The sequence below is a fragment of the Paenibacillus sp. P4_A7 genome (genome assembly GCF_056402455.1).
This window is the reverse complement of sequence record NZ_JBFUHJ010000146.1, coordinates 1-12106: the sequence shown is the minus strand read 5'-3', so window position 1 is coordinate 12106 and position 12106 is coordinate 1. Positions and strand designations below refer to the sequence as shown.

Annotated in this window: 14 protein-coding genes and 1 pseudogene; 1 reads left to right on the top strand and 14 read right to left on the bottom strand. The window is 44.3% G+C overall.

Translation table 11 applies throughout. The features are described from left to right. The 6 genes from AC1DWN_RS17750 to nrdI all read right to left on the bottom strand — a co-directional run. A partial coding sequence (locus tag AC1DWN_RS17750; RefSeq protein ID WP_477560237.1) for an ABC transporter permease occupies positions 1-733 on the bottom strand: 733 nt, incomplete at its 3' end. Between the two features lie 5 nt (positions 734-738). After that, complete coding sequence (locus AC1DWN_RS17745; protein ID WP_477560236.1) at positions 739-1542, bottom strand: ABC transporter permease; 804 nt, start codon at positions 1540-1542, stop codon at positions 739-741. Beyond that, positions 1542-2519, bottom strand: coding sequence for an ABC transporter ATP-binding protein (locus tag AC1DWN_RS17740; RefSeq protein ID WP_477560235.1), 978 nt, complete (start codon positions 2517-2519; stop codon positions 1542-1544). Before AC1DWN_RS17740 ends, AC1DWN_RS17745 begins: the two co-directional genes overlap by 1 nt. 149 nt (positions 2520-2668) lie before the next feature. Continuing rightward, the gene (nrdF, locus tag AC1DWN_RS17735; RefSeq protein WP_477560234.1) at positions 2669-3628 is read right to left on the bottom strand and encodes a class 1b ribonucleoside-diphosphate reductase subunit beta; all 960 of its coding nucleotides are present in this window, start codon (positions 3626-3628) and stop codon (positions 2669-2671) included. A gap of 234 nt (positions 3629-3862) precedes the next feature. After that, positions 3863-5947: a class 1b ribonucleoside-diphosphate reductase subunit alpha gene (gene nrdE / locus AC1DWN_RS17730; RefSeq protein WP_477560233.1), complete on the bottom strand. Its 2085-nt coding sequence runs from the start codon at positions 5945-5947 to the stop codon at positions 3863-3865. Then, on the bottom strand, positions 5934-6293 hold the full coding sequence (nrdI, locus tag AC1DWN_RS17725) for a class Ib ribonucleoside-diphosphate reductase assembly flavoprotein NrdI (protein ID WP_477560232.1): 360 nt from the start codon (positions 6291-6293) through the stop codon (positions 5934-5936). Before nrdI ends, nrdE begins: the two co-directional genes overlap by 14 nt. A 277-nt stretch (positions 6294-6570) precedes the next feature. Here nrdI and AC1DWN_RS17720 point away from each other — a divergent pair, with 277 nt between their 5' ends. Beyond that, the gene (locus AC1DWN_RS17720; RefSeq protein WP_477560231.1) at positions 6571-6792 is read left to right on the top strand and encodes a hypothetical protein; all 222 of its coding nucleotides are present in this window, start codon (positions 6571-6573) and stop codon (positions 6790-6792) included. Between the two features lie 213 nt (positions 6793-7005). Here AC1DWN_RS17720 and AC1DWN_RS17715 read toward each other — a convergent pair whose 3' ends face one another. From AC1DWN_RS17715 to AC1DWN_RS17680, 8 genes and pseudogenes are all read right to left on the bottom strand, one after another. Continuing rightward, positions 7006-7773 (bottom strand): class I SAM-dependent DNA methyltransferase, encoded by a 768-nt coding sequence (locus AC1DWN_RS17715; RefSeq protein ID WP_477560230.1) that lies wholly within the window; start codon positions 7771-7773, stop codon positions 7006-7008. Next, positions 7773-8732: a CvfB family protein gene (locus AC1DWN_RS17710; RefSeq protein ID WP_477560229.1), complete on the bottom strand. Its 960-nt coding sequence runs from the start codon at positions 8730-8732 to the stop codon at positions 7773-7775. The genes AC1DWN_RS17715 and AC1DWN_RS17710 overlap by 1 nt, the downstream gene beginning before the upstream one ends. After that, positions 8729-9076, bottom strand: a complete 348-nt coding sequence (rsfS, locus tag AC1DWN_RS17705; RefSeq protein WP_477560228.1) for a ribosome silencing factor — start codon at positions 9074-9076, stop codon at positions 8729-8731. The genes AC1DWN_RS17710 and rsfS overlap by 4 nt, the downstream gene beginning before the upstream one ends. A gap of 129 nt (positions 9077-9205) precedes the next feature. Continuing rightward, positions 9206-9763 (bottom strand): bis(5'-nucleosyl)-tetraphosphatase (symmetrical) YqeK, encoded by a 558-nt coding sequence (yqeK, locus tag AC1DWN_RS17700; protein WP_477560227.1) that lies wholly within the window; start codon positions 9761-9763, stop codon positions 9206-9208. After that, positions 9753-10343 (bottom strand): nicotinate-nucleotide adenylyltransferase, encoded by a 591-nt coding sequence (gene nadD / locus AC1DWN_RS17695; protein ID WP_477560226.1) that lies wholly within the window; start codon positions 10341-10343, stop codon positions 9753-9755. The genes yqeK and nadD overlap by 11 nt, the downstream gene beginning before the upstream one ends. A 253-nt stretch (positions 10344-10596) precedes the next feature. Continuing rightward, positions 10597-10902 (bottom strand): ribosome assembly RNA-binding protein YhbY, encoded by a 306-nt coding sequence (yhbY, locus tag AC1DWN_RS17690; protein ID WP_477560225.1) that lies wholly within the window; start codon positions 10900-10902, stop codon positions 10597-10599. Positions 10903-10955: 53 nt separating this feature from the next. Then, entirely contained in the window at positions 10956-11825 is an 870-nt protein-coding gene (gene aroE, locus AC1DWN_RS17685; protein WP_477560224.1) for a shikimate dehydrogenase, read from the bottom strand. 27 nt (positions 11826-11852) lie between these two features. Then, a pseudogene (locus AC1DWN_RS17680) lies at positions 11853-12106 on the bottom strand (ribosome biogenesis GTPase YqeH); the annotation flags it as partial.

Genomic DNA, 12106 nt, shown 5'->3' with positions numbered 1-12106 from the left:
GACAAGGGATGATAAAGACGATTCCCGCCGCCGGAGACAGAATATAGATCAACTCATTCCCAGTCGTTTTGTCTAAAATGTAGAGTAAAGGCAAGTAGTTGACGCAGCCGAACGGAATAATGAAGGTAAAAAATCGCGTTACCCATTTCTGATAAATATTCAGCGGGTACTGAGCCATTTCTTTGCCCCCATCCGTAAATATATTTGCGATCTCAAGCCCTTGAATCGTCCAAAAGCACATCGTTGCCGTCAGTATAAAAATACCTGCAAAAATAAATACACCGCTTACTACCATAAATAACAGCGTGAACGCTTTGAGCAAGGTCCAGTCCACAGATAGCTCGCTAATCGCCCAGATCAGAACCATCGCACTTTGAAGCAATCTCCCGATTCTCGTAAATTCAAACCTTGAACCAAGCACCTGTATAATCGTACCCCTCGGGCGCACCAATACCCGGTCAAATTCGCCGTTTACGACCAAGCTGGAGAACGAATCGAACCCACGGGCAAAGCACTCGCTAATTGCGAATGCCATATGAATAACCGAGAAGCAAAGGGCTACCTCTTGAAAGTCCCAGCCTTTAATCTGTCCAAAACGTTCAAATAGAAAATAAAGCCCTGCAAACACAGAAAAAGGTACAAGAAACTGCCCTAATGTGAGCAGCCAAAACGATGTCCTGTACTGCATTTGCGATTTTAATAAAATAAATACATATTTGAAATAAAGCCTCATTTCTATTATCCTCCTTGTACGACTACTCTTCGCAACGATTTCGCCATAGCCCATCTGCCAGCTCCAACTAATACTAGAAGCCAAGCAAGCTGTATGACAATCCCGATCAGCGCATCCTCCTTCGAAATATGTCCTGAATRTACACGGAATGGAAAATCAGCCGTCCAACGGAATGGAAGCATATAGACGATATTTTGCAGCCAATCAGGCATAAGAGGAATGGGGATCACCATCCCGGCCAGAAATTCACCGATTACGCCAAACAACAGCAGTGAACCTGTTGGTGACATGGTGTAGAATACCGTTATGTACATCATCATGGAGATAGCAACAATCATAAGTAGTCCGACTAACAATGCACTAACAAATAAGAAAGCGGTAGCCAGATCAGAGGGGATCATCAACCGATAGGGCTCCGGCAGGAAAAAGGCTACTGCCAAAATCGGCATACTTCGCAAAAGCGCACTCGCCAGACGCTGAGCAATCAGTTTGGCATACCACAACCCATAAATCTCACTTGGTCTACAAAGCTCATAAGCGATATTCCCACTTGTAATCAGTTGAAAGAGCTCATTGTCACGGAACCATAACATAATAAAGGCAAGGAAAGCTTGCTGCAGCCATACGTAGGAGATTAGCTGAGCTAAAGATATGGGATTTTGCGCTATCGAGCCACTGTAGAAAGCCTCATATACCATAATGATAATGAAGCCCCAGAAAAACTGTGTTGCTATTCCCGCAAGAGCAGCGGCACGATACTGCAAACCATGATATAGACGCAGCTTAAAAACGGATACATACGCTTTCATTATATTTGATGCTCCTTATACAGCTGTACAATCATATCCTCAATCGGCATCGTGTCGATCGATACATCCAGCAGATCCACCTGCTCCGATAAACGAATCAACACCTCTGAAATGACCGCATGCTCTGTATCAACACTCAGCACAGCTCTTTCAGGCGACCATGATTCAAGCACAGCTCCAGGCACTTGAAGAGGCGTTGACTGATGCCTATATTCAACTGTAATCGTCTTGCGCGTACCAAATTGATTGCGGATCCCATTAATACTTCCATCGTAGAGCAGCCTTCCCTTGCCAATTAGTATAATTCGCTGCGCTAGTGCTTCGATATCGTTCATATCATGAGTTGTCAAAATAACCGTAACGCCCTTCTCTTCATTGATCTTGCGAATAAATCGGCGAACGGCGATTTTAGATACTGCATCTAAGCCAATTGTAGGCTCGTCTAGAAACAGGATACTTGGACTATGCAGTAGAGAAGCTGCTATCTCGCAGCGCATTCGCTGTCCAAGACTAAGCTGTCTTACAGGCATGTAGATGATATCGTGCAGCTCAAGTGTCTCTGTTAGTAGTGCTAAATTATCTTGATATTCCTGCTCAGGCACTTTATAAATATCCCGAAGCAGCTCGAAGGAATCGATTACCGGAACATCCCACCAAAGCTGAGACCGCTGACCAAATACAACGCCGATATGCTTTACGTAAGCGACACGATCCTTCCATGGCGTATATCCTTTGATCGTACATGTCCCGCTGTCAGGTACGAGGATTCCGCTCATCACCTTAATCGTTGTTGATTTCCCTGCGCCATTCGGTCCGATATAACCGACAATTTCACCTGCCTTAATTGAAAACGAAATATCATTAAGCGCTTCCAATTTGGTAAACTCCCTGCGAAACAATGCCTTAAAAGCTTGTCTAAGTCCTGACGAACGCTTTGCAACGTGATACGTTTTATTTAAACCGCTAATCGTAATCAATTTTTTGACCTCCGCTCTAGTGATAGGAAAAGTATAATAACATAGCAAAATTTACTTGTCTATCCTTTTATTCACTTTTATCATCTGAAATAAGATACAAAAAACATCAAGTCACATGGACTTGATGCTTTTGACACTTATCTATTCATTTAAAAGTTAAAAACGAAATCATCATCATTAAGCGGTTCAACGTGAACGGTGCGTACGTAGCCGTTCCCCTTCTGAGAGAAGAAGTCATGCTGCTTCGTGTGCGTGCTTATACCATTAAATACGATAGGATTAACGGTCTCATCTTCTGGGAAATGCGGCTCCATACCGAGGTTCATAAGCGCCTTGTTCGCATTGTAACGGATATAAACGTTCACTTCTTCTGTTAGACCAAGCGGTGTGTACAAATGATCTGTATACACAATCTCGTTCTCGTAAAGCTCGTTTAGCAATGCATATACCTCGATTTTCAGCTGCTCTTGTTCTTCACTGCTGAAGGTTTCGAATAGCTCCTGCGCCAGCACACCAACATACAAGCCGTGAATGCTCTCGTCGCGCAAGATCAAGTTGATAATTTCGCCACTGCTCGTCATTTTACCTTGTCCTGCCAAGTATAGCGGATAGAAGAAGCCGCTGTAGAACAGGTAGCTCTCCAAGAATACGGAAGCAGCCATAGCTTTATACAGCTCTTTAGGACCTGTAATGTTCTCATACCAGGAAGAAATCAAAGTCGCTTTCTTCTGCAGCTGTTCATTTTTCTCCACCCATAAGAAGATTTCGTCGATCTCTTCTCCAGATGCTAGTGTTGTGAAAATACTGCTATACGACTTAGCGTGGATCTGCTCCATCATCGACATAAATGACAGTACCGCTTTACGCTGCAAGCCTTCAACATGCTCCAAAATTTTCGGCATGCCTACTCCGCCTTGGATCGTATCAAGCAGCGTAAGACCGCCGAGCACGTTTTTGTAAAGCGTGCGCTCAGCGTCAGTCATTTCCATCCAGTCCATTTTATCGTCAGACAAAGGAATCTCTTCATCTGTCCAAAATTGCATAACGTTTTGCTGCCAGAACGTTAGGGTGAAATCATCGTCCGGCCGATTCCAGTTTACTGCTTTCATTAGGTGAGCTCCTTCTTTGCTACGTAAGCGTCTATTAAGAAGAAACGACTTCGTCGTCCTTGTCTAAGGACAACGCGTTTCTCGTAAAATATAGGCGGAGTATAAGGGTAAAACTTATACTTTCCTATATTTCAAGCGTAAACGGCTGTCGCCGTCCTTGCGGCAAAAGCTCGTTTCGCGGTGAATTATTAGCATATTTTAAGTGTGAAACTTATAAATTCTTATCATTTAAAATTAAACTGCGCAGCTCGTGCATTCCTCAACCGTAAGCCGCTTAGTTCTTGTGTAATACAGTGATTTGAGACCTTTTTGAGCCGCGTAAACGTAGAAACGCGCCAGCTCTCGAGTGGACACATTGCTATTTACATGCAGGACAGTAGAAATACCTTGGTCCACGTGCTGCTGAATTTCAGCAATTAGGTCAATCAGCTTGAACTGATCAATGTTATATGCCGATTTATAATAGAAATAATTTTCTTGCGCCAAATAAGGCATTGGATAGTACGTTGTTGAGTTCGCATAAGTACGAGTTTCAATATGCTCAACAATCGGCATAACGCTAGATGTAGCATTTTGGATATACGAAATACTTTGCGTTGGAGCAATAGCAAGACGATAAGCATGGAAAAGACCATGGGTTTGCACATTTTGCTTCAAGTTTGCCCAATCCTGCTGTGTTGGGATGTCCATGCCTTCGAACAATTCCTTAACACGAGCTGTCTTCGGACCGAAATCGTTCTCTACATAGCGATCGAAATAAGTGCCTTTCGCATACTCGGAACGATCAAAGTCTTTGAAAGTAACACCGCGGTCTTTAGCAATTTCCATACTTTGCTCGATGGAATAGTAATTCATCATCATAAAGAATACGCCGGCAAAATCTTTCGCTTCTTCACTTTCATAAGCGATTTTGTTTTTAGCCAAGTAACCATTCAGGTTCATTGCGCCAAGACCTACCGAGTGAAGCTCGTCATTCGCTTTGCGCACACCTGGCGCATTGTCGATTTTGGACAAGTCGCTAACCGTAGTTAATGCTTCAATTCCAACATGAACGGATTCCTTCACTTTCTTGCTTTCCATGACATTTACGATGTTAAGGGAAGCAAGATTACAGCTAATATCGCGTCTAATAATATCCTCGTGCCCGTAGTCTTTAATTTCGGATGTCTCTTGCAGCTGGAAGATTTCCGTGCACAGGTTGGACATCTTGATGGAGCCTATATCTTTCAAAGCGTGAACGCTGTTAGCATTGGATTTATTCATGATGTATGGGTAGCCTGATTCAAGCTGAATCGAAGCGATTTTTGTCAGCATGTCGCGTGCATTCATTACTTTTTTCTTGGTAACAAGTTCATTAGCAAGCAGTTCTTCGTACATTTCGTCCATATCCATATCATCTAGATGCTTGCCGTAAGCTTTCATTACGGAGTGTGGTCCAAATACAAAGAGAGGTTTGTTCTGAGCAGCAAGCTCGTAAAATTTATTCGGTATAATAAGTCCGATCGACAATGTTTTGATACGGGACTTCTCATCGGCATTAATTTTTTTGCAATCTAGGAATTCAATAATATCCCAGCCGAACAAGTTGTAATAGCCTGCTCCTGAGCCTTTGCGTTGCCCCATTTGATCCGCGTAGGAGAAAGCATCCTCCATTAGCTTCAACACAGGCATAATGCCTTTCGCTGCGCCTTCTACACCCTTGATGGGTTCACCGCGTCCACGAAGTTTGGACAGATTGACAGCTACGCCTCCGCCTATCTTGGAGAGCTGCATGCATGTTCCTAGCACGTAGTTAATAGAGTTAAGAGAATCATCCATCTCAAGCAAAAAGCATGATACCATTTCGCCGCGACGACTTTTACCTGCGTTCAAGAACGTTGGTGTAGCCGGCTGCAAGCGTTGATCGATCATCGCATCCGCGATTCTAAGCGCTCTCTCAGCATCACCTTGTCCAAGATGCAAAGCAACAATTGCTACACGGTCTGGATATTGCTCTAAATACTGCGCTTTATCGTTCGACTTCATTGCATAATCTTTATAAAATTTCGATATAGCCATATAGGACTGAAATTCAAATCCGCTATTTGATGTTAATGTGAAGACTTCTTCAATCTGCTCATATGTATATTTGTCATATACATTATCGTAATAATCGTTTTCGATTAAGTAATCTAGCTTGTGACGAAGGGAATCGAACTTCATGCTCTTCTCTTCTACTTCTACCATAAATGCGGCAACAGCCTCTTTATCTTTATCCAGCTGGTAAAATCCATCCGCACCACGTTGCATTAATTCATTGTTCAATTCAATATGTTTCAATGGTTCGCACCCTTTCGACAAAATGTTGCGTATCTTGACTCGTTCCAGACAATTCAAACTTTAAAATAACAGGCACATCATACAGTTCAGAGATTGTATCCGCACTCTTGGCAAACCCTGTTCCCCAGTTGCGGTTACCGCTCGCAGAAACTCCACGGAGCATCTCGGAATTACTTTCCAAGAACGATGTCACCTTCTCTGGAACTTGGCCGAACCCTGTTGTGTACGTTACAAGCACGAACGGCTCGTCCACTGCTTTTTGCTCATCGATTCGCATGCTGCGCATGTTCAATTTATTAATAAAACGTTTGACATTGCCTGTTTTTGAATCATAAACAACTAGCATTGCACGTTCGCTCCCCTACTGTATATAAGCAATCAAAAAGCGCTTCTGACAATGCTTTTGCCAGTTGCGCTTAATCACGTTATACCAATGATCATTCATTGATAGCCTCTACCTACATCAAGATGTAGTTGATGTTTTTGATTTTACATCAAGATATAGGTCTCGTCAATGAAAAATATGGAGAGATTATTAATTTACAAATTAGAGGCACTCGACTATTTTAACAGATACCGATATGATGGGATAGTGACATTTTATTGATATATTGGAGGACACAATGGACGAGAAAATAACCGCTGAACAAATTCGAACTAAGCTGGAGCAATTGTTCCACGATGCCGGTTATACGGCTCCAGAACTACTTACATATATAGGTATGTTGGAGCAGGACAACGTAAAAATGAATCAATTAATACGAAAATTAAAACTAGAAGTTGTACGCAAAACATCATTATCACAAGGGATGAACAGCAGATTAAAGGATGCTCTTCGCGAATAAAACGATATTTTATCGTACCTCTTTACTGCTTTCGAATCAACTTTTCAATAGGCTGATAGCACTTCTTGTTCACCATTATTATTCTGATAAAATTTTACAATCAACTACAAGAACCGACAATTTCCATAAGATAAGAAATAAAAATGGTTGAGCCGTATGAATTCTGCTCAACCATTTTTTATGGACAGTCACGTAAAATTGCTTATTGCTATTCTATTTAACAGCTGCAAAAAATAACCGTTCCGAATTACTATTTGCCGGCAGAAGCTCAAAATCAGCATAACGGTCTACCGACTTGAAGCCTGCTCCTCGTAAAGCCGCCTCGATCCAATCAGGATCATATGCGCGCTGCACATGAGACTCCTCGAATCGATAAAACCTCGAATCACGATCATGAGTAAAAATCGTTAAATTATGCTCGATCTCACAACGCTGCTCCTCGAACTCGCATGTCCATATATAGGCGACATCCCGTTCATCCAGTACAAATGGCTGCTCTTCCGCATAACGAACGAACTGCTTTGGCGGATGCATATCAAATAGGAATGAGCCGCCGCTGCGGAGAGCTGCATATGTAGCACGAAAGGCCGCTTCGATATCAGCCTCTTCGGTTAAATAATTCAAGCAATCGCAAAACGATATGACCGCGTCAACGGGCTCCTGAAGCTCCCATTCACGCATATCCTGTTGAAGCCACCTGATGGATCCTGCACGAGGTCTAATCGCCTGCTGGGGCGTCTCATCCCATTTACTGCGAGCAACCGTGAGCATGTCCGACGATAGATCAATTCCGCATACATGAAAACCGGACCGGGCAAGCGGAATGGCTATGCTTCCAGTACCGCAGCCAAGATCAACGACCGTAGAAGGCATGCCATATCGTGACCAACCAGCTTTAGCAAATCCAAGCCATTCCGCATAAGGCATATCTTCCATCAATTGATCATATACAGCTGCGAATTGCCCGTAGGAATGTGTCATTACTGATCAGCTCCTTCAGTATGTGAGCCAGTCTCGTTTGCCGTTCCAGCAACAGGCTGATCAGATACTTCCGGCTCCATCTGTTCAGTCAAGTACGTCCAGCTCCCTTTCTGCGTAACGATCCCTTCACGCATCAGCTTGCCTACAGCACGTTTAAAGGCTCCTTTGCTGATTCCGAATTTTTGTTTAATAATATCGGCATCCGTTTGATCGGAATAAGGCATCCCGCCGCCCGGTCTTAGTTTGAGAAACTCTAAAATTCGATCGGCATCCTCTAATCGGCCGATCTCCTTGCGCTGTGACATCGATAGATTCACTCTTCCGTCTTCACGGATAAAGGTTACTCGCGCGCTAACTCGCTCACCTAGACGCAGCGGTCTTGTGCGCTCAGAGCTAGGAATATGACCATATACGCCAAATCCTACAACACCTCCATCAACAATAACGAATGAGCCAATCTGCAATGTTTTTGTTACCCAGCCTTCCACCCACTGATTATTCCAGACGGTTGGTGCGTCAAAAACAAGCTCGGACAACTCTTCCTGAAAAGCAATTTTCGCTATCAGTCTCCCGATCTTATCATGCTTCATCACGACGAAAACCTCGTCGCCTGGCAATGGTCGGTATTCAATGCTCTCCGGCAGCTCGGAGAGTGGGAGCAGCAGTTGTCTGCCTAATCCCATCTCTAGAAAGCAACCTAGCCGAGGATGAACATCCGCAACCTTCAAGCGAGCAAGCTCGTCAAGCTGCAGCAAAGGCTTTTTCATCGTAGCAGCCAAACGATCTTCGGAGTCATAAAACAGAAATGCTTCTACTTCATTTCCGACTTTTGGCTTAGATCCTACAAGCTCGGTGTAGTGCATCAACACATCCGATTCTCCATCGGTTAAGAAATAACCGTAAGGCGACACCTCGCGGGCCACCTTTAACGTACGTGTCGTTCCTGCCACGAAACTCATGCGAATTCAACTACCTTCGCATCGGACCATAAGCGCTCAATGTTATAGTATTCACGCTCGTCACGGTGGAATACATGTACAACCACGTCTCCAAGGTCGATCAGTACCCATCTGCCTGAGTTCATGCCTTCTATACCGCGTACGCGAGCTCCGCTTATCTCAGCTTGCTTCTTGATTTCTGTAGCAATAGCAAGCACTTGCGTATCTGAATTACCACTGCAAATCACAAAATAGTCTGCAACTAGGGAAATTTCCTTTAAATCTAGAGCAACAACCTGTACTGCTTTTTTATCTTCTGCTGCCGCAACCGTTATTTGTAGCAATTGATCAGAATGTATCGTCATAGCCAGCCTCCATTATAGTAATAATAACCTCTCAGCTTTTGCCGAGGGAGATGGGACAAGTGAATCCTCGTACCACCAATAAAGATTTGTTCCTGTTTGCATGTGGGATTTTTGAACGGATTATCCTTATTATACTTCCAGCAAAGCGTTTCTTGCTTCTATCGTTAGCGGAAAAATTCGTTTTCCCTTTACTAACAAGAACGATATCGTAGAATCGAATCCAGCGAGGAGCGCATGATCTAAATCAAGCTCGCTTCGTTCACGAATGGTTTCCACACCTGGAAAATCACGGCCCGGCTCCATATAATCAGCCAAACAAACGATTTTCTCGAGCTTCGTCATTCCTCTGCGTCCTGAAGTATGATAGCGGATAGCGTCCAGTATTTCACTATCTGTTACACCATATTCATGCTCTGCAACCCAAGCGCCTACTGGCGCATGCCACAGCTCTTTGTCATAGGTCAGTAATTCAGAAGGCAAATTCTTGTCTCGAATGATTTGCTCCATTCGATTGGTTGGCCAGTACTTGGCTACATCATGCAAGATTGCAGCCTTCTCCGCACGTTGTGGATCCTCGCCGAAGCGCTCAGCCAGCTTAACGGCCGTCTCCATAACTCCCTGCGTATGAAGCCATCTGCGCTCAGGCATTTGAGCCTTAACCTTATCAATGATCTGTTCACGATTCATACAGGCTGTACCTCCTTATATAGCGATGTACTTCATCCGGCACTAAGTACTGAACGGACTGCCCTGCACTCTTTCTTTTTCTAATCTCAGTTGACGAAATTTCGATCGCAGGCATATTTATCAATTGAAGCCGTTCCTGCAAATAGCTCGGAAGCTTCTCAACGTGGATTGGATCAGATGGCCGTTCCATACCGATAAACGAAATATGTTTCGCTAGCTGCTCGATTTTGTGCCACTTCGCCAAGTCGTTAATACGATCAGATCCGATAATATAGGAAAAGGTGTCATTCGGATTGCGAAGCTGCAGCTCCATGACGGTATCGTAGGAATAGCTTACTCCTCCGCGCTGAAGCTCAATGTCTAAAGCGCGAAAGGATGGATTGCTCACAATCGCCTCACTAACCATTTCGTAGCGCCGTTCACCGCTTACACCCGGTTCATTTGCTTTAAGCGGTGGTGCGTATGTGGGGATAAACCATACCTCGTGCAAATTACATTGCTCGCGTGCTGTTTCAGCTGCAATCAAATGGCCTATATGGATAGGATCGAAGGTTCCGCCCATTATCCCTATCTTGCTCACATTTTTCGCTCCTCATTTGTTTCGCGGCGGACATAAAACCTTTGCGAATAGATGTCGCTGCGTGGTAGTGTCATTCTTACGATCGCTTTCGTTCCCTGATTCTTTGATTTTGTAAGACATTTAACGGTTAGAATCAGGGAACAAGAAGCGAACACTGCGTTTCTACAGAACGACACTACCGCTTCGCTAACTTATTCGCAATATTTTCTGCAACAACACGAAAACAAGTTCATTGCTCCAATGATGCTAGGCTTTATTTACGAGCCGGTTTAGGAAGCTCGATTTGTTTATTGTCTTTGGATTCTTTGTAGAGCACGATTGTTTTACCGATTACTTGGACAAGCTCGGAGCCGGATGCTGCCGCTATTTCTACGCCGATTTCCTTCGGATCGTCTAGGCAGTTATTTAATACAGAAATCTTAATTAGCTCACGAGACTCAATTGCTTCGTCGATATGCCGCACGAGGTGATCGTTCGAGCCGCCTTTACCCACTTGGAAAATCGGTGTTAAATGGTGAGCGAGAGCTCTTAAATATCTTTTTTGTTTACCTGTAAGCATTGTTATGGTTCCTTCTTTCATCTCAATAATTCTTATGATTGGCTTACCCTAAGTCAGCCTTGCAGCGATGCAAGTACAGTTTCGCGCATTGCCGCAACTGGCGCTGGCTGTCCGGTCCAATATTCAAAGGCGTATGCCCCTTGATAGATGAACATGCCAAGTCCGCTGTGAATGCGGCAGCCGCGCTGCTCTGCTTGCTCAAGAAATTTCGTTTTAATCGGGTTGTAGATTAAATCACTCGCGACTGAGCCCGGCTTAAGCCAAGCAGCATCAACGGGTGTTTCATCCGTCTTCGGAAACATGCCGACAGATGTTGTATTAAYAATAATGTCAGCTTCCTGACATGCCGATCGAAGCTTGTCATTAGACACAGCTTCAATGTCGACTTGGTCCTCAAACGCTTTTGCAAGCTCGACCGCACGTTCCACAGAACGGTTTGAAATCGTAATATGTGAAGGCTTTTCCTTAGCAAGCGCGTAAATAATGCCCCGCGATGCGCCGCCCGCGCCGATGACTACGATTCTTTTGCCAGCTAAATCAGGCTCTGCTTCTTCCTTCAAAGAACGAACATAGCCTATTCCGTCTGTATTATATCCGATCAATTTCCCATCATCGTTAACGATTGTATTTACCGCACCAATGGCTTGCGCACCCGGGTCAATCACGTCCAGAAGGTCCATGATATCCAGCTTATGCGGAATCGTAACATTAACACCGCGTATGCCCATTGCACGAACCCCTGCGACGAAATCAGACAAACGATCGCTCGTTACCAGAGAGGCGATATAAATACCGTTAATTCCTGTTTCTTGAAATGCTCGGTTCATCATAATTGGAGACTTCGAATGACGAATGGGATGACCAATTACGCCGAACAAAATGGTATTGCTGTCGATACGGCTTCCTGTGCCTGCTATCGTCACAGTGAATTCCCCTTCCTAGCGCCCATGTTAGATCATTGAATCGCGAAGAATAACTTTTACACCCTTAGGCGCATAAATATCAATCATCGCTCCTGTTGCTCCGTTCACTTGTATCCAGCCGAGACCCGAAATGAATACATCTTTCCTCATACCAGGTTTAACCCGTAGAGAATGTCTGGTCCAAGCAGGAATCGTCTCAAGCTCCTCGAGAGACGGTCCACCAAGCAATTGACCGCGATGATCCGCATACAGCTCGTCCGCCCGTTCAAGCTTAGTACGAT